The 16,280-nt window shown below is 70.0% G+C and carries 17 protein-coding genes and 1 riboswitch; of the genes, 8 read left to right on the top strand and 9 right to left on the bottom strand.

Translation table 11 applies throughout. From position 1 onward, the window contains the following. Window positions 1–434: 434 nt before the first annotated feature. Window positions 435–1,400 (top strand): Fic family protein, encoded by a 966-nt coding sequence (locus Mco01_RS09325; RefSeq protein WP_204056477.1) that lies wholly within the window; start codon window positions 435–437, stop codon window positions 1,398–1,400. A 103-nt stretch (window positions 1,401–1,503) separates the two neighbouring features. On the opposite strand, the gene Mco01_RS09320 is transcribed toward Mco01_RS09325, so the two are convergent. After that, window positions 1,504–1,899, bottom strand: a complete 396-nt coding sequence (locus tag Mco01_RS09320; protein ID WP_239103455.1) for a MerR family transcriptional regulator — start codon at window positions 1,897–1,899, stop codon at window positions 1,504–1,506. Between the two features lie 56 nt (window positions 1,900–1,955). Here Mco01_RS09320 and Mco01_RS09315 point away from each other — a divergent pair, with 56 nt between their 5' ends. Further along, entirely contained in the window at window positions 1,956–2,885 is a 930-nt protein-coding gene (locus tag Mco01_RS09315) for an oxidoreductase (protein WP_204056475.1), read from the top strand. A gap of 9 nt (window positions 2,886–2,894) precedes the next feature. On the opposite strand, the gene Mco01_RS09310 is transcribed toward Mco01_RS09315, so the two are convergent. After that, window positions 2,895–3,626, bottom strand: coding sequence for an SDR family NAD(P)-dependent oxidoreductase (locus tag Mco01_RS09310; protein ID WP_204056474.1), 732 nt, complete (start codon window positions 3,624–3,626; stop codon window positions 2,895–2,897). A 90-nt stretch (window positions 3,627–3,716) separates the two neighbouring features. On the opposite strand from Mco01_RS09310, the gene Mco01_RS09305 reads away from it, so the two are divergent. Next, window positions 3,717–4,142: a MarR family winged helix-turn-helix transcriptional regulator gene (locus Mco01_RS09305; protein ID WP_204056473.1), complete on the top strand. Its 426-nt coding sequence runs from the start codon at window positions 3,717–3,719 to the stop codon at window positions 4,140–4,142. Window positions 4,143–4,164: 22 nt separating this feature from the next. Here the strand turns inward: Mco01_RS09305 and Mco01_RS09300 are convergent, their stop codons facing one another. After that, complete coding sequence (locus tag Mco01_RS09300; protein ID WP_204056472.1) at window positions 4,165–4,563, bottom strand: VOC family protein; 399 nt, start codon at window positions 4,561–4,563, stop codon at window positions 4,165–4,167. A 113-nt stretch (window positions 4,564–4,676) separates the two neighbouring features. Between Mco01_RS09300 and Mco01_RS09295 the strand changes: the two genes are divergently transcribed. Continuing rightward, window positions 4,677–5,657 (top strand): helix-turn-helix transcriptional regulator, encoded by a 981-nt coding sequence (locus Mco01_RS09295; protein WP_239103454.1) that lies wholly within the window; start codon window positions 4,677–4,679, stop codon window positions 5,655–5,657. A 96-nt stretch (window positions 5,658–5,753) separates the two neighbouring features. Here the strand turns inward: Mco01_RS09295 and Mco01_RS09290 are convergent, their stop codons facing one another. Beyond that, a complete protein-coding gene (locus Mco01_RS09290) occupies window positions 5,754–6,293 on the bottom strand; it encodes a C40 family peptidase (protein ID WP_204056470.1) in 540 nt (179 codons plus the stop codon). A gap of 92 nt (window positions 6,294–6,385) precedes the next feature. Then, window positions 6,386–6,545, bottom strand: a riboswitch (cyclic di-AMP (ydaO/yuaA leader). A 366-nt stretch (window positions 6,546–6,911) separates the two neighbouring features. Between Mco01_RS09290 and Mco01_RS09285 the strand changes: the two genes are divergently transcribed. Beyond that, window positions 6,912–7,490, top strand: a complete 579-nt coding sequence (locus tag Mco01_RS09285; protein ID WP_204056469.1) for a helix-turn-helix domain-containing protein — start codon at window positions 6,912–6,914, stop codon at window positions 7,488–7,490. 128 nt (window positions 7,491–7,618) lie between these two features. Here Mco01_RS09285 and Mco01_RS09280 read toward each other — a convergent pair whose 3' ends face one another. Both Mco01_RS09280 and Mco01_RS09275 read right to left on the bottom strand, forming a co-directional pair. Then, a complete protein-coding gene (locus Mco01_RS09280; RefSeq protein ID WP_204056468.1) occupies window positions 7,619–8,698 on the bottom strand; it encodes a hypothetical protein in 1,080 nt (359 codons plus the stop codon). Between the two features lie 82 nt (window positions 8,699–8,780). Next, window positions 8,781–9,614, bottom strand: a complete 834-nt coding sequence (locus Mco01_RS09275; protein ID WP_204056467.1) for an NAD-dependent epimerase/dehydratase family protein — start codon at window positions 9,612–9,614, stop codon at window positions 8,781–8,783. A gap of 175 nt (window positions 9,615–9,789) precedes the next feature. On the opposite strand from Mco01_RS09275, the gene Mco01_RS09270 reads away from it, so the two are divergent. Then, window positions 9,790–10,878 carry an MsnO8 family LLM class oxidoreductase gene (locus tag Mco01_RS09270; protein WP_204056466.1) on the top strand — a complete coding sequence of 363 codons (1,089 nt, stop codon included), beginning with the start codon at window positions 9,790–9,792 and terminating at the stop codon, window positions 10,876–10,878. 132 nt (window positions 10,879–11,010) lie between these two features. Here Mco01_RS09270 and Mco01_RS09265 read toward each other — a convergent pair whose 3' ends face one another. Continuing rightward, the gene (locus Mco01_RS09265) at window positions 11,011–13,380 is read right to left on the bottom strand and encodes an RICIN domain-containing protein (protein WP_204056465.1); all 2,370 of its coding nucleotides are present in this window, start codon (window positions 13,378–13,380) and stop codon (window positions 11,011–11,013) included. A 544-nt stretch (window positions 13,381–13,924) separates the two neighbouring features. Here Mco01_RS09265 and Mco01_RS09260 point away from each other — a divergent pair. Further along, window positions 13,925–14,236: a hypothetical protein gene (locus tag Mco01_RS09260; protein WP_204056464.1), complete on the top strand. Its 312-nt coding sequence runs from the start codon at window positions 13,925–13,927 to the stop codon at window positions 14,234–14,236. Further along, window positions 14,212–14,628: a PIN domain-containing protein gene (locus Mco01_RS09255; protein WP_204056463.1), complete on the top strand. Its 417-nt coding sequence runs from the start codon at window positions 14,212–14,214 to the stop codon at window positions 14,626–14,628. The genes Mco01_RS09260 and Mco01_RS09255 overlap by 25 nt, the downstream gene beginning before the upstream one ends. Before the next feature lie 30 nt (window positions 14,629–14,658). Here Mco01_RS09255 and Mco01_RS09250 read toward each other — a convergent pair whose 3' ends face one another. Beyond that, window positions 14,659–15,264 carry a TetR/AcrR family transcriptional regulator gene (locus tag Mco01_RS09250; protein ID WP_204056462.1) on the bottom strand — a complete coding sequence of 202 codons (606 nt, stop codon included), beginning with the start codon at window positions 15,262–15,264 and terminating at the stop codon, window positions 14,659–14,661. 103 nt (window positions 15,265–15,367) lie between these two features. Then, window positions 15,368–16,267 carry a dihydrodipicolinate synthase family protein gene (locus Mco01_RS09245; RefSeq protein ID WP_204056461.1) on the bottom strand — a complete coding sequence of 300 codons (900 nt, stop codon included), beginning with the start codon at window positions 16,265–16,267 and terminating at the stop codon, window positions 15,368–15,370. Window positions 16,268–16,280 lie beyond the last annotated feature (13 nt).

Below are 16,280 nucleotides of genomic sequence, written 5' to 3'. Positions count from 1 at the left end.
GGTCGGATGTACACCTGGGGGGTCGTCTGTCGAATCACGACGACAAGTCGATCGAGATCTGCGAAGTACGAACTGTCGGCGAAAGGGCCGACGCTGAGATCTACGCCGACGCCGGAGCCAGGGTACGTGCCGCCGGTAAGGGGCGTCCCGAGGAAGCGGAGTAGCCGGGATCGGCTGAGACCTCCGGGCGCTGGTCAGGCCTGCACGGAGGGCTCATTGCGGCCGAGGAACATGGCGGGAGGGCGACTTCAATCAGGCGCATGGCCGCTCCGACGTTTGACTCCTTGGGCCTGGCGCGGAGAGTTGTTCGGTTCGATTAATTGAGCCGAGGCGAACAATCGGAGAGATTTTGTTCGGTACAGTTACATGGGCTTAGCCGAACAGAATCACGGGAGGCACTGGTGTCGGGACCGGGGAGGCCGTCCAGGGCGACCGTGTATCAGCGCCTCGACGAGGCCGTTCGAGAGCTTCGTGACCGCTTGGGCGGCCTGCCTTCGCCCGCCGAGGCGGAGGACATCTGGTCCGACATCTGGCACCAGGAGGCCCACAACAGTACTGCGATCGAGGGCAACACGCTTGTCTTGCAGGAGGTGGAGAAGCTCCTTGAGGAGGGTCGGGCGGTAGGTGCGAAGCCGCTCAGGGACTACATGGAGGTGAGGGGGTACGGCGACGCCGCGAAGTGGGTCTATGGGCAGGCATTGGAGCCGGGAGACTGGCAGAACGGAGATCTCATCGCGCTCCAGGAGGTTCGTCAGATTCACCACACCGCCATGTCCCTCGTGTGGGCCGTAGAACCCCACCCGCATGCCACCCCCGCCGAGGGGCCTGGGAACTTCCGACAGCACGAGATCGCCAGGTTCCCTGGGGGTATGAAGCCGCCTTCATGGCCGGAAGTCGATCCACAGATGCGGGACTGGGTGAAGACGGTCGATGGCCTTCGAGACGAGTCCGACGAGGCCCTCTCCGAACGCTTGGCCCGGATTCATAACCGATTCGAGCAGATACACCCGTTTCTGGACGGCAACGGGCGGACGGGCCGCCTGGTGCTGAACTTGATACTTTGCAGAATCGGATATCCGCCCGCGATCATCTACAAGCGCGACCGCGACAAGTACCTTCAGGCGATGCGCCGAGCCGACAATGACGAGTTCGGACCGTTGGGCGAACTCATCGCACGCAGCGTGACGACAAATCTGTACCGCTTCGTCATGCCGGCGGTGGCCGGTCCGGTCAAGCTTGTCCCACTACCCGCCCTCGCCACGCGAGACGTCACAGAAAACGCGCTTCGCATGGCCGCCGCACGGGGACGACTCCGTGCCGTCAAGGGTGACGACGGCATGTGGCGTAGCAGCAAGAAGTGGGTGAACGACTACCTCAAGTCGAGGCATCGCAGGTCGTGACGCGTCTGCCGATCAGCCGAGGCGAACGATAGTGCCTCCATCAAGGGCCCTGTCGGCCTTACTGCCGCGTCTGGTACGTCCATTTCAGCGCGGCGCGTTTCTGCTACCAGGGATCTCCGGACGCGCCGATGGCGAGGTGTCGCTGGTAGGCGGCCACCTTGGTGTTGATGAGGTCGAGACAGGCGTGCAGCTGCGCGAGCTGGTCCGCGATGCGGCGCTGGTGTTCACGCAGCAGTTCGAGCCGTTCCGCCTCGTTCCCGGTGCCCTCGCGGACCAGCTGGGCCAGTCGGCTGATCGTCGCCAACGGCATGCCGGAGGAGCGGAACTTCACGCAGTTGGCCAGCCACTCGACATCCCACTCGCTGTACAGTCGCCGGCCTTTCTCGTCACGCCGCACTTCACCGGCCAGAAGCCCCTCACGCTCGTACAGCCGTAGGGCGTGCACGCTCAACCCGGTACGGCGTGCCACCTCGCCGATGCTCAGATCCGCGGTCTCCACCTTCCGGATCATAGGTCGTTGACCTAGACCTCGGTCTAGCATCTAGCCTTCCCGGCATGGAAGATCACGCGACCACGGGCGCGAACGACGACGGGTTCGGTGCCACGAGCACCGCCGACGATGTCCTGGCCGGCATCGATCTCAGCGGCAGGACCGTGGTCGTCACGGGTGGGTACTCCGGTCTGGGGCTGGCGGCGACCCGTTCGCTCGCCCGGGCGGGGGCTCTGGTGATCGTGCCGGCTCGGCGGCCCGACGCGGCGCGGCGGAAACTCGCCGGCGTGAAAGGGGCCGAGGTCGACGAGCTCGACCTCGCCGACCTCGACTCCGTCCGGATGTTCGCCGAGCGGTTCCGCCGCGGCCACGACACCCTCGACATCCTGATCGCCAACGCCGGCGTCATGGCCTGCCCGGAGACGCGGATGGGGCCGGGCTGGGAGGCCCAGTTCGCCACCAACCACCTGGGCCACTACGCGCTGACGAACCTGCTGTGGCCCGCTCTCACGGCCGCCGGCAGGGCCCGGGTGGTCGCGGTCGCCTCCGGGTACAACCCCGACTGGAGCATTCGCTGGGACGACGTCCGGTTCGAGCGTGGCTATGACAAGTGGGCCGCTTATGCCCAGTCCAAGCTCGCGAACATCTTGTTCGCCCGCCACCTCGACAGGGTCGGACGAGCGCACGGGGTACATGCCTTCTCGGTCAACCCCGGCTGGATCCTTACATCTCTGCAGCGACACCTCACGATCGGCGAGATGGTCGCCGCCGGCTGGGTCGACTCCGACGGAAACCCGGCGCCGGGTCTGTTCAGAACACCTGAGCAGGGGGCGGCCTCCGTGGTTTGGGCCGCGACCTCACCCCTGCTCGACGACCATGGCGGTGACTACTGCGCCGACTGCCGCATCTCGCGGGACGGCCCGGAAGACGGCGACGAGGCGGCCCGCCTGTGGGCGCTCTCGGCCCGTCTCACCGGTTTGGATGTCGCCGCCTGACGTGGATCCTCAGATCATGCCTCCTGCGGCGTGAATGGTTTGGCCCGTGATCCAGCGGCCGGCGTCGGAGGCGAGGAAGGCGACGACGTCGGCGATGTCGGACGGTTCGCCCAAACGGCCCAACGGCGTACGTGCCTGGGCGTCGTCGATGACGTGCTGAGGGACGGTGTCGATGACGCCGGTACGGGTGAGGCCGGGCAGGACGCTGTTGACCGTGACGGATCTGGAGCCCACTTCCCAGGCGAGAGTACGGGCGAGCTGATCTCCCGCGGCCTTGACCGCCGCGAGCAGCGCCATGCCGGGCAACGGTGAGACGGTCAGGGCGGAGGAGATCACGATGATCCGGCCGTGGTCGCGGATGCGCTTCGCGGCCTCACGGAGGGCCACGAACGTGGCCCGGACGTTCGCGTGCACGTACTGGTCGAAGTCGTCGTCGGTCGCGTGAGACAGCGGCCCCGCGGTCGCCGTGGCCGCGTTGTTCACCCACACATCCACGCGGCCGTAGTGCTTCTCGGCCGTGTCGAACAGCTCCTTGACCGCTGCCGGCTCAGTGATGTCGGTGCGGACCGCGCTGGCCCGCCCGCCCGCGTCCTTGATCCGGGTGACGACTCCCGCCGCGGTCTCCTGATCGCGAGAGCCGATGACGACGCGCATTCCCGCTACGGCGAGCCGCTCGCTGATCGCGCGTCCGATGCCGCGCGATCCCCCCGTGACGACCGCGACCCGTTCTTCGGCACGCATGGCCCCTCCATTTAGACGACCCTATGGACAGTCGAGATCATCAACTATTTAGGTTGATGGTGTCAATGGTCGAGGGAGTAGACTTTCTCCATGGCCGACGCACCCGAGGGCGAACTCGTCGAGACGCTGATCGGCCTCTTCCAGGAGATCGACGGCCTGTTCGGCGCGGCCAGCCGCCGGCTGGGGCTCACTCCTCAGCAGGCGCAGCTGTTGTGCTTCGCCCGGCATCGGCAGCCGTCATCCGGCGAGCTGGCGGCTCTGCTGCACTGTGACAAGACCAACGTCACGGGCCTGGTCGACCGGCTTGAGCGGCGCGGCCTGCTCACCCGCCGGCCCGACCCCGACGACCGCCGCGTGACGCGCGTCCACCTCACCGCTGAAGGCGAAGCGCTCAGCGGTGAGTTCCAGCAGGTCATCGAGACGACCCTGACCACGGGCTTCAGCTCCTGGCCCGGCGCCGAACGCGACGATCTCATCCGTCTGCTGCGATCCGCCACGTCAGTGCTCCGTCCCTGACCGCAGCACGCGCCCTACGGTTTCAGCGAGCGAACTTCGCGATCGCGGCCGGGGTGACAGGGGTGAAGAAGTTGACGAGGTTGCCGTCGGGGTCACGGAGCAGCAGCGACCGGTTGCCCCAGGGCATCGTGGTGGGCTCGTTGACGAACTCCTCGACGAAGCCGGTCAGGTTCTTGTGCACGCCGTCCACGTCGTCCACGAGGAACTCGATGATCACGGAGCGGTTGTCCGCCGGGCGGGCGGCGCCGGGCGCGAACAGCGCGACGGTGCGGGTGCTGCCGATCGCGAGGGTCGCCGAGGTGGTCCTGAGCTCCGCGAAGTCCTCGCCGAACCAACTGGCGCGCACTCCTGTGGCTCGTTCGTAGAAGCCGACGAGGCGCGCGACGTCGGCCGTGATGATGCGGATCGAGATGAATTCCATGGTGATCTCCCTGGCTTGCGGGTCGTTCCCACCGCAGGCTAGGAGCAATACTGGACAGAAACGGCCCAGTATGTGCAGCGAGATGGCGAGACATGGCTCGACCTACTCAGCGTGTGCTCACGCTGTTGGAACTCCTCCAGTCGGGCGGCATCCGGACGATCGCCGAACTCTCCGACCGGCTCGGCGTCGACGGGCGCACGGTGCGGCGATACGTGGACCACCTGATCGACCTCGACGTGCCCGTCGAGTCGGTGCGCGGTCGTCATGGCGGCTACCGGCTCGCTCCCGGATACCGTCTGCCCCCGCTCATGCTGAGCGACGATGAGGCGCTGGCCGTGCTGCTCGGCCTGGTCGCCGGTCGCCGGGCAGGGTTGATGACGGCCGCCGGCGCGGCGAGCGAGACGGCGGCGGCCAAGATCCGGCGGGTACTGCCCCAGCGGCTCGCCCGCAGGCTCGACGTCGTGCTCGAGTCCGTCGCCTTCACGGCTCCGCCCGGCGACTTCGCCGTCCCGGAGACCGCGGTCCTGCTCACGATCGCGGACGCGGTGCGCCATCGCCGGCCGATCTCGATCAGGTACGTCGCCGCCGACGGCCGGCGCAGCGAACGCACGCTGCATGCGTACGGGCTCGTCGCTCATTCGGGCCGGTGGTACGTCACGGGGGCGGATCCTGGCATCGGCGAAGATCGGACCTTCCGGCTGGATCGCATCGCGGACGCGAGGACACTGCCCGGCTCGTTCGAGACGCCCGCCGGACTCGACCCGGCGCAGCGCGTCCTGTCGGGACTCGCCACGGCTCCGTACCGGCATGAGGTGGTTCTGCGGATCCAGGGGACGGTCGACCAGATCCGCACCCGGCTCCCCGCCGGTGTCGCGACTGTGGAGGAACGCCCGCCCGCGGACGGCGCGGGTCACGAGACCGACGGCTGGCTCCGCGTCGAGGTGCGGGCAGAGCGTCTCGACTGGCTGCCCTCGGTGCTCGCGTCGCTCGACCGGCCGTTCGTCATCGAGCGACCAGAGGAACTGCGCGGCCTCGTCATGGCGCTCGCCGAGCGGCTCGCGGCCTCCGCCCGCAGGGGTGCGCCGCGCGGGTGACCACGGCCCCCGGGGACGTACGTCGTGCCCCCCGGCGGAGACGCCCTGACCGCGGCAGGCGTCAGGACGTCTCCGCCGGGGGATGTGACCTCAGGGTCAGACCCCGGGGCGTACGGCGGTGAGGAAGTTGCTCCTCCAGTAGCCCTTGAGGCGGTCGATGCTGACCACCGCGCCGCTGTGGGGGGCGTTGATCACCTTCTTGTGGCCGATGTACATGCCCACGTGGCCGCCGCCGCTGGTGAAGATGAGGTCGCCGGGCTTGAGATGCGCCAGGGACACCTTCTTCTTGACGGCGCTGAGCATCTCCCAGGTCGTACGCGGGAGCTTGACGCCGGCCTTGCGCCAGGCGAACTGGACCAGGCCCGAGCAGTCGAACGCCCGGGGGCCCGTGGCGCCCCATACATAGGGGTCGCCGAGCTGCTTTCTGGCCACCTCGATGGCGCGTTCGGCCTTCTGCTGCTGAAGAGCCGACTTGCTGAGGGTGGTGTTCGCGGACGCCTCCTTCGCGGACGCCTCACCGGCGTACGGGGTGACCCCGGTGAGGATCGGGGCGGCGGGCTCGGGCGGGATGGGCGACAGGACCGGGGGCGGGGCTGTCACCGTCGCCGTGGCGGCCGACGCGGGCAGTGCGCTCAATGCTCCTGCGGAGGCGGTGAGCGCGGCGCTACTCACCGTGACGATGGCGATGCGGAGCAGAGTGGTGGGGTTGGTAGACAGGGATCTCTCCTTGCGTCTTCCGCTTGCGCCTACCGGGTTAGCTGACGGATTCGGGCAGGGAAGACGCCCTACGGCGCATGGCGCGCCGATTCACCCCAGACCTTCGGGCGAAGGTCGACTGGTTCCCCGGTTCCGTGCCTCCTTGCGGCACGGATTCGGCGATCACCGACGCCCAGGGGGGCGGAGAGGACGTGGCGGCGGTGACGGTGGATGGTCGGTTTCCAACCCGGCAGGGCCGGGTTCCGCGATGGCCGCGCCACGGGGACGCCGCCGTCGTAGGGCAAGGAAACTACCAAGTAGCGCCATATTGCCGCAAAGGGCCGCAAACCGGTAAGGACACCGTAAAAAGGATCAAAAGGATGAATCAGCAGGTCAGAGCACATGGCGTGATGGAAAAAGTGATGCTCGTCACATCGATATCCCCAACTGTGCGGCACGGGCGAGCCTGAGTCTTCAAACGGGAGATGGCGAGCGGTGGCCTCGGCCGACGCGCACGACGCGTCCCGATCTGCCGATTCGACAAGTAGCATTGCCGATATGGCAAACGACGACGCCGTGGTCCTGGCCTCCGTGGGTCCGCGGCTGCGTGCGCTGCGCAAGAAGCGCGGCAGCACCCTGAGCCAGCTCGCGGAGTCCACCAGCATCTCGGTCAGCACGCTGTCGCGTCTCGAGTCCGGTGAGCGCAAACCCACCCTGGAGCTGCTGCTGCCGCTCGCGCGGGCCTACCAGGTGCCGCTCGACGAGCTCGTCGGCGCGCCGCCGGTCGGTGACCCGCGGGTGCGGATGAAGCCGATCCACCGCGACAACTCGACGATCCTGCCGCTGACCCAGCATCCCGGTGGGCTGCAGGCGTTCAAGATGATCATCGCGGTCGACCGCTGCGATCCCGAGCCGCGTACGCACGAGGGCTACGAGTGGTTGTACGTGCTCAGCGGGAGGCTGCGGCTGGTGCTCGCCGAGCACGACGTCGTGCTCAAGGTGGGAGAGGCGGCGGAGTTCGACACGCGGCTGCCGCACTGGTTCGGCAGCACGGGAGAGGGGCCGGTGGAGGTGCTCAGCCTGTTCGGGGCGCAGGGGGAGCGGATGCACGTCCGGGCGAAGCCCCGCGGCGCGTAGTCCGGCGGGCCGTCACAGCATGGCCGGCGCCCGCGACGGCGACCGGGGGCGCACCCGTGCCACGGGCGCGAGGGCGAGCAGGCCGGCGTCTCCGACGCCCCAAGCCCGGGCAGGCGGTGACCGGACCGTCAGCGGGTGCGCCAGAACGTCCCGTTGGCCGTCGGGTCGTCGGGGTCGCCCTGTGGCACCGTGAAGCCCGCGCCCCAGACCGTGGCCGTACCCGGCCTGCGCGCGATGGAGAACAGGACGGCGTCGGTGCCCGCCTTGCGGGGAACCGGGGTGCGCGTCCAGGCCGACCCCGTGACGTGCCACAAGGTGGGGTTCCAGTTGCCCTGCACGACCCACACGCCGCCGCTGCCGTCCGGTTCCACCTCCGTGTACGGCTGCGCCTGGGTCGCGCCGACCGAGGCGGCCCATGCCCTGCCGTTCCAGCGCATCACCAGGGTGCGGCTGTAGTCCACGTCGTCACCCTCGTCGTTCGCCCCCTCCCAGGAGACGCCGCCGACGGCCCACACGTTCCCCGGGCCCAGCACCGCGATGTCCTGGATGGCCGCGACCGCGTCGGATTGGGGGAGCGTGAGCGCGGGTGTGGGCATCAGCGCCCAGGACCTCCCGTTCCACCGCATGATCGCGGGCTGCGCGCCCCTGCCGCCCGCCGCCCAGACGTCGCCGGCCCGGTACGCGTCGACGGCGGCGGCCTGGCCCGGGAGCTTCACGCTCCTCCAGGAGGACCCGTTCCAGTGCCTCGCCGAGGCGGTGCCCCCGACCGCCCAGATGTCCTTCGCACTCGTCCCGTCGGCGTCGGCGGACGCGAACGCGCCGCCCAGCGAGAAGGAGGCCCATGTGCGCCCGTTCCAGCGGGCGGCCTTGCCCGGGCCGAAGACCCACACGTTCCTGCTCGACGTGGCCGTCACGGCCCGCAGCTCGTACGGCGGGCTGTTCGGGACCGTCCGCCACGTCCTGCCGTCGTACCACTGGACCAGGCCCCGCTGCTGTCCGTTCACGATCCGGTGACCGGCCGCCCACACCGACCCGTTGCCCAGGACGGTCACGTCGTTGAGGACGTCGTCGCCGGGCAGGGTGTTCACCCTGGCCAGCTTCCACCCCGGCGCGGCCCTCTCGGCGCGGTGTGCGGTTCCGGACGCCGCCGCGGCCGGCACGAACGCCAGCCCGAGCGCCGTCACTCCTGCGATGAAAACGGTACGCATGACGCCTTCCCTCCGTTCACATGTAGGACGCCCGGAGGAGAGCCGTAGTTCACGGAAAAGCCGGGAGCGGCAGGACGCCTCGTCAGACGTGGTCGCGCCAGGAGTGCCGGGGGACGAAGCCGAGGACCTCCCGGGCGCGGTCGACGGCGAGCAGGGTCTCGAACTCCCCCAGCTCACGCGTGATCTCGACCTCGGGGAAGACCTCCTTCATGAGGTCGGCCGACGGCCGGTTCATCACGGTGTCGGCGGCCGCGATGACGAAGCTCTGCGCCCCCTGTACCGGCGCGTCGAGGGCGAGGCGGCAGGCCGCGGCCGCGTCCCGGATGTCGATGTAGCCCCAGAGGTTCCACCGGCGAAGCCGCGGATCGTCCCAGTAGCCGGGGAACGACCGGTAGTCGTCGGGCCCGAGGACGTTGGAGAAGCGCAACGCCACGAACGGGATGCCCGACCACTGCGCGACGTGCTCGGCGAGGGTCTCCGTCACGACCTTGGACAGCGCGTACGTCGAGGTCGGGTGCGGGTAGTGGGCCTCGTCCACCGGGGCGTACCGCGGCGGGACGTCGAAGGGCAGCCCGAGCGTCGTCTCGCTGGACGCCCACACCACCCGCCCCACCTTCCGCTGGGCGGCGGCCAGGAAGACGTTGGAGTTCATCGTCGTGTTGGCGTTGAAGGTCTCGGACGGCGTGCGGATCCCCGGCGCCGGGATGTTGGCCAGGTGCACCACGACGTCGACGTCGTCGAGCACCTCGGTCGCCTGGCCGTAGTGGGTGAGGTCGGCGACCAGCACCTGCGCACCGAGGTCGGAGGGGCCGGGCCTGACGTCCGTCGCGACGACCTCGTGGCCGTGTTCGAGCAGGTCGCGTACGACGGCGCGGCCGAGCTTGCCGCTCGCCCCGGTCACACAGATCTTCGACATCGTTCCTCCTACGTGCTCCGCCGCTTCCGAGACCGTTATACGGCCACGCGTAGAACGGCACGGACACGGGTGCACGTCGCCGGATCGGCGGCCTTGCCCGACTAGTAGGTGCTTCGGAATGTTTGCGTAGAGTCGCGGCATTCGTCACGTACATAACCTGAAGGGGCGGCACACCATGGGGCACGACCAGCGTGGACGGCGGGACGACACCGGCACCTCGGTGCCGGAGAGTCCGCGGTCTCCGGCCCGGGTGCCGCTGCCGCCTCTGTCCGTGCTCGAGCTGGCGATGGTGGAGGACGGGACCAGCGCAGCGGATGGCATGGCGGCGGTGGCCGCGACGGTGCGGCGGGCCGGTGAGCTCGGGTTCCGCCGGGCGTGGGTCGCCGAGCACCACGGGTACCAGCCCGTCGGCAGCGTCGCGCCGCCCGTCCTGGCGGCCCATCTCGCGGCGACGACGCCCGGGATCCGGATCGGCTCCGGCGGAGTGCTGCTGCCGAACCACGCCCCGCTCGTCGTCGCCGAGCAGTTCGCCACGCTGGCCGCGCTGCATCCCGGGCGGATCGACCTGGGCGTCGGCCGCGGGCCGGGGACGACGGACCCCGCCACGATCCGCGCGCTGCGCCGCGGCGGCGAGCAGGCGACGGACGCCGAATACCGCGCCGACCTCGTCGCGCTCCTGGACTACCTGGCCGGCGCGTACGGCGCGCCCGTGCTGCCGGGCGGCGACGGGACGCCCGAGCCCTGGCTGCTCTCGTCGAGCGTGGCGGGCGCCGAGCTCGCCGCCGAGCTGGGCCTGCCGCTCGCCTTCGGGCGTCACATCCGCCCGGGCAACACGGTCGAGGCCCTTACCCGCTACCGGGAGCTGTTCCGGCCCTCGCGCTGGCGGGAGGAGCCGTACGTGATCGTCAGTGTGGAGACCGTCTGCGCGCCGACCGACGCCGAGGCCGCCTACCTGGGCCGTCCGGCGAAGCTGGCCATGGCGGCGGCCGTGCAGGGGCGCGGCGCCGAGGCGGTGCTCCTGCCGCCGGAGAAGGCGGCGGCCGAGACGCTCCCCGCGGCGCTGGAGGAGCGGCTCGACCAGATGTGGGCCACCCAGGCGCACGGGTCGCCGCGGACGGCGTGCGGCAGGCTGGCCGCCGTGGCCGCCGAGACGGGTGCGGACGAGCTCATGCTGTCGACACCCGTCTACGAGCCGGCCTGCCGGGTGCGCTCGCTGGAGTCGGTGGCCGAGGCGAGCGTCTTTCCGCCGGCCGAGCACGGGTAGCCCCGCCCTCGCGCTGCGCGGATCGCCGGAAGCCGCTCCGGCGGAAGACGGGAGCGGCCGGAGGCGGGAGCGGCCGGCCGGGTCGCGCCGCGGGCTGCGGTGCGGACCCGGCCGGCCGGTGTCACCGCCGGCTCAGCTGCGCGACCACTTCTGGTTCGCGCCGCCGTTGCACGTCCAGATCACCAGCTGCGTGCCGTTGGCGGTGCCGCCGCCGTAGGCGTCCAGGCACTTGTTCGAGCCGACCCCGACGATCGTGCCGTCGGAGTTGAGCGTCCACTGCTGGTTGGTGCCGCCGTTGCAGTCGTAGATGTCGACCCGGGTCCCGTCAGCCGTGCCCTGTCCGTAGGCGTCGAGGCACTTGGTGCCGTAGACCATCAGCTGCTTGGACGACGTGGCGGTCCAGGTCTGGTTGGCGCCGCTGTTGCAGTCCCAGAGCGCGACCTGGGTGCCGTTGGTCTGGGACGAGTTGGGGACGTCGACGCAGCGGCCGGAGGCCTGGCCCCTGATGGGGCCGACGCTGGTGCCGCCGTTTCCGCCGCTGGTCGCGGTGACGGAGAGGTTGTCGAACATGTCGGTCTGGTAGCCGACCACCCCGAGCCCGACCTGCCCGGTGAAGTAGGAGCCGTCCGTCACCGAGCCGAGCGCGGTGCCGTCGAGGGTGGCGCTGATCTGGTTGCCCGAGAAGCTGAGCGAGATCGTGTGCCACGTGTTGGTCCCGAGCGAGCTCCGGGTGCCCGACGTGAGGGTGCTCACCGTGCCGGACGTGGTGCTCTTGGCGATCGACCAGGCTCCGGAGCTGTTCAGCCGCAACTGGTAGGCGGCCTGGTGACTCTGCGGGCGCTGCTGCGTGTTCGCCCGCCCGAGCAGCGTGATGGTGCCGGACTGCTGGAAGTCGACGTCCACGCTGACCTTGTAGTTGCTCCACGACGGGTCGCCGACCAGCCCGAAGGCGTCGCTGTCGTCCTGCCATTCGATCGGACGCGCGGGAGTCACCTGCTGCAGGCACTGACCGGCCCGGCCGGCGGCGCAGGGCCGGACCTCGAAGGATCCCTGCATGTCGGAGAAGTACTTGGCCTCGGTACGGGAGGCGTAGGCGTCGAAGTCGTCGGTGTACGGCAGAGCCAGCGGCGCGCTCGCCGGGCCGGCCTCCGTGCCCTTGCCCTGGCCGGTGGTCGTGGTCACCGAGTAGATCCGGTTCGGCTGCATGGTGAGCGAGTAGGAGCCGTTGCTGGGGGTGATGTCCGGCTGCCTGACGAACCAGTCGGCGGGGTTGTTCGAGCCGAGGTTGGTGGACCACACGTGCACGGTCCCGGTGCTCAGCCCGCCTGTCACGCTGACGTTCACGGTCTGCGTGGTCGTCGACGTGGTGGTCTCGTAGATGGTCGAGTAGTCGGTGTTGTTCGTGGACTTCAGGGAGATGTAGCTGCCGTTGCTCCGGTTACCGCCGAGGTATCCGCTCGCGGAGCCGGTGAGGAATCGCCAGCCCGGCTGGGTGAACTGGGCGACCTGGGCGTTCGCCCACAGGCTGCGGCCCAGCTGGTAGGCGCCCGACCACGGCGAGTTGGCGACCGCCAGGGCGGTGGTGTTGAAGGGCAGGTTCGGGTAGAGCGCGGCCACCAGCGGCCAGTTGACGAAGCCCGTCAGCTGGCCGTCGAGGTATCCGCGGGTGATGCTGCGGATGTAGGGGGCCGAGCCGCTGATGTAGTCCTGCGACCCGAACTCGCTGTTCCAGATCGGCTTGCCGGTGGCCACCGCGTTCGCACTGGACGGACACGAGGTGGCGTCGCCCAGGTAGCCGCACAGGTAGTGCGCCCCGACCACGCCGACCGCGGCCTTGAACGCCGGGTCGCTCTGCATGTCGTCCGCGGTGGACAGGCCGAAGCTGTCGTCACTGATGATCTGGACGCTGCCGTAGCCGTTGGAGTTGAGGGCCGACCGGAGGCTCTCGTACCAGCTCTTGTTGTGCCCGCGCTCGTTCCAGCCGCCGATGTAGCTGATCGTCAGGCCGTGCTGCTTGGCGCAGTTGAGCCAGGAGATGTCGTAGTTGATCATGTCCTGGGACCAGAAGTTCCCACCGCCGATCCAGCCCGGCGCGGTCCACGGCAGCGCGATCAGCTTGATGTTCGGGTTGCGCGCCACCGCCTGCTCGCCCAGCCAGAACTCGTAGCCCACGTTGCAGTTGATGTCGCCGCGGGCGTGCTCGATGCTGGGCTCGGAGCCGTCGGTGGAGTTGGCGTCACCGCCGATCTCCAGTTTCAGCAACTGCACCGCCGCGCCGTACCCGGGCTTGAACAGGTAGTCCAGGATCTGTGAGCGCTGCGTCTCCGGGTAGTCGATGAGCAGCCGGGAGTTGCCGCCGCCGCCGCTGATCGCCCCCACCCCGTCGAACGTGCGTCCCGTTGAGCCACCGTTCACCGAGATGGTCGTCGTGGCCGCCTGGGCCGCCGGCGCGGTCATCACCACGGCGCCGGCGCCGGTCACGGCCGCCGCGACCGTCGCCATTATGATGCGGACCCATTTTCTGTCGCCGACTGGTCGACGTTTGCGCATGCCGGACCTCCGGGGGTGTCCGTGTGGGGGGATGAGTGACGGGCGGTTCACCGGCCCTGCTGGATTCGGGGCAGTTGGCCCCGGCATGCTCGGCTCGATACCGTTCGTCACGCTTTCTGTTGGAAGCCGTTTGAAAATGTCAGAGCACTTGGGGACTGTCAAGACATGGTCAGGCGGGAAAGGTGATGTGTGAACATTCCTGAACTGGCGTGCAGCGGAAACGCGCATGTCGGCCGTCGTCGGCCATGAATGTTTCAGACCTGCGCGTACGTTCGGTTGCGCTTGGTTATGGCAGAGATTGTTGGAACGCGGGCCGTCGAGGTTTCGCCTACGAGCGTCGGACGGCTCCGCGGGACGGCCTGTACGCGTGCGGCGGCGCGGTGTGAACCGCACCCACAGGCGGTCGGCGGAGGCGAAGACCGGACCCGCCTGGCGTTAGGCACACCGAGACGAGGATTCGACGGCGGTTTGCCACTAGGAGTAGTAAACTGGCTGCATGAGTGTCCCTGAAGGACCCTTCCCCCCGGGGGAGGGCCCTGCGGCCAAGGTCAGTGTCTCCTTGCGGGCCGGCAACATCCGCGCCATCAAGGAGCGCGTCGGCGCGCGCGGGTTCTCCGCCTACGTCGACGCCGCTGTGGAGCGCCAGATCGAGCGGGACCTGCTGGAGGAGGCCCTGCAGGCGAACGAGAACGAGAGCGGCCCCATCCCGCAGTCTCTCAAGGAAGAGGCCCAGGAACTGTTCCGTAGCGTGAAGTCCGCCCCGGAACTGCAGGAGGACCGAGGATGGCGCGCGCACGAAGCAAGCTGAGCGCGGGGACGGTGATCCTGGACTCCCAGGGACTGTCGAAGTGGTGTGCGGCCGACCAGCGGGTGACGGCGATCCTCAGAGAGGCGCAGAACAACGACTTCCGGGTCGCCATCAGCGCATTGACCCCCATAGAGGCGTTCGACGGCCGGATCGCGAACGATCGGCTGCGTTGGCACCTCTCCCGCCTGCGTGTCGAGCCCGTGACCGAGGAGCTCTCCATCCACGCGCTGGACCTGCTCCGGGCCAGCGGTCTTCATGGCCATAAATACGCGATCGACGCCGTCGTGGCCGCCACTGCTCTCCGCTCCACCCACCCTGTCGTCGTCCTCACCTCCGACGAGGACGACATGAACCGGCTGTGCGGCAAGGCGGTCCGCCTCGTATCCGTGTAACCGGTCGCCGTCGGTCCGGCTCGGGGGCGCCTATGGGCGGGCGCGGCCGCGGATGAGGGGGAGGTACACCTCGTCGACGATCTCGACGATGACGCCGTCGGGCGCGGTCGGGACCCCGCGGGTGAGGTACTCGTTGCGCAGCAGCGCGATGGCCGCGGTGGCGACGCGCGGATGCAGGGCGTCCGGCGACGCCTCGCCCCGGGCCACGGCCCGCCCCAGCAGCTTCAGCCACATGCCGCTGCCGCCGTCCCGGGAGCTCTCCTGCACCTGGGCCAGCAGTTCGGGGTCGTCGGCGGCCCCGGCCAGCAGGGCGCGCAGGATCTCGCCGTACGGCGAGGACCAGGTGCGGTTGGCGCGGCGCAGCAGCTCCAGCACGTCGCCACGCAGGTCGCCGGTGTCGGGCGGCTCCGACTCCGCCTCGACCAGCTGCCGGTAGGCGGCGACGCCGAGGGCCGCGCGGTTGGGCCAGCGCCGGTAGATGGCGTTCTTGTTGGTCCCTGCCCGCCTGGCCACCCGGTCCATCGTCAGCCCCGCGTAGCCGGACTCGGCGAGCTCGTCGGCCGCCGCGCGGAGGATCGCCTGTTCCAGCGCGGCCCCCCGGCGCCTGGCCGGCCCGGGCCTCGCCGCGTCGGCCATGTCGCCCTCCCCAGGTACGTACCAGCCGTACCCTATCGCCCGGGAACGCCCATGTCGGGGCCGGCCGCGCAGGGCACCGTCAGTACCCTGATGAGGCGTGGCCTCACGCCCTCCCTCGCCCGGCCGCCACCGGCGGCTCGACGTCGTGGCCGGCATGCCGCAGCGCCGACCGCACCGCGCCGGGACCGGCGGGCAGGAGCGGCAGCCGTACGGCGGGGGTCGGGATGCGCCCCTGCGCGTGCAGGACGGCCTTGACGACGGCGGGGTTGGGCTCGGCGAACAGCGCCGCCGACAGGGCGGCGAGGCGGTGGCCGAGCGGCCGGGCGCGTACGGCGTCGCCCGCGCGCCACGCGTCGATCAGTTCGGCGAACTCCGCGGTGCGCAGGTGTGCCGAGGCGAGGACGCCGCCGTGCGCGCCGAGTGCCAGCAAGGGTGAGACGACCACGTCGTCGCCGCCCAGCAGCGCGAAGCCGGGCGGCAGGTCGGCGAGGAGCCCGACGGTGTCCGCGTCGATGCCCCCGACGGCGTACTTCATCCCCGCGACGCCGGGGACGGCGGCCAGCCGCAGGACGGCGCCGGGCGACAGGCGCTGCCCGGTCCGGTACGGGACGTGGTAGACCACGAGGGGCACCGGGCTGACCGCGGCGAGCGACGTGAGATACGCCACCACGCCGTCCTCGCCGGGCCGCACGAACGGCGGCACGAGCGTGAGGGCGGCGGTCACCTCGGGATGGCCGCGCAGGGCGGTCAGCGCCTCCGCCGTCCCGGCGCCGACCAGCAGCCGGGCCGAGCGCGCACGGCAGACTCCGGCGACCACGTCGACGACGGCCCGCCGTTCCCCGGAGCTGAGCGACGAGGGTTCCGCCGTGGTGCCGAGGGCGACGACGCCCGCCGCGCCGCCGTCGAGCGCGTCGTGCGCCAGCGCCTCCAGCGCGGTGAGGGCGACCTCTCCCTCGTCGTCGAACGGGGTGACCAGGGGCACGTACAGACCGGTGAGCATCATGGGGCCAGCGTCG

The sequence above is a fragment of the Microbispora corallina genome, assembly GCF_016863035.1.
Classification (GTDB): domain Bacteria; phylum Actinomycetota; class Actinomycetes; order Streptosporangiales; family Streptosporangiaceae; genus Microbispora; species Microbispora corallina.
The sequence above is the reverse complement of the archived record's forward strand: the minus strand, read 5'-3'. Positions and strand labels throughout refer to the sequence as shown.

Coding starts and splice junctions, on each gene's coding strand:
- Mco01_RS09270 (WP_204056466.1), top strand. CDS start 9,790: ATGGGGCACGACCAGCGTGGACGGCGGGACGACACCGGCACCTCGGTG.
- Mco01_RS09310 (WP_204056474.1), bottom strand. CDS start 3,626: ATGCGTGCCGAAGAACGGGTCGCGGTCGTCACGGGGGGATCGCGCGGC.
- Mco01_RS09255 (WP_204056463.1), top strand. CDS start 14,212: ATGGCGCGCGCACGAAGCAAGCTGAGCGCGGGGACGGTGATCCTGGAC.
- Mco01_RS09300 (WP_204056472.1), bottom strand. CDS start 4,563: ATGGAATTCATCTCGATCCGCATCATCACGGCCGACGTCGCGCGCCTC.
- Mco01_RS09285 (WP_204056469.1), top strand. CDS start 6,912: ATGGCAAACGACGACGCCGTGGTCCTGGCCTCCGTGGGTCCGCGGCTG.
- Mco01_RS09315 (WP_204056475.1), top strand. CDS start 1,956: ATGGAAGATCACGCGACCACGGGCGCGAACGACGACGGGTTCGGTGCC.
- Mco01_RS09260 (WP_204056464.1), top strand. CDS start 13,925: ATGAGTGTCCCTGAAGGACCCTTCCCCCCGGGGGAGGGCCCTGCGGCC.
- Mco01_RS09250 (WP_204056462.1), bottom strand. CDS start 15,264: ATGGCCGACGCGGCGAGGCCCGGGCCGGCCAGGCGCCGGGGGGCCGCG.
- Mco01_RS09275 (WP_204056467.1), bottom strand. CDS start 9,614: ATGTCGAAGATCTGTGTGACCGGGGCGAGCGGCAAGCTCGGCCGCGCC.
- Mco01_RS09265 (WP_204056465.1), bottom strand. CDS start 13,380: ATGGCGACGGTCGCGGCGGCCGTGACCGGCGCCGGCGCCGTGGTGATG.
- Mco01_RS09280 (WP_204056468.1), bottom strand. CDS start 8,698: ATGCGTACCGTTTTCATCGCAGGAGTGACGGCGCTCGGGCTGGCGTTC.
- Mco01_RS09305 (WP_204056473.1), top strand. CDS start 3,717: ATGGCCGACGCACCCGAGGGCGAACTCGTCGAGACGCTGATCGGCCTC.
- Mco01_RS09245 (WP_204056461.1), bottom strand. CDS start 16,267: ATGATGCTCACCGGTCTGTACGTGCCCCTGGTCACCCCGTTCGACGAC.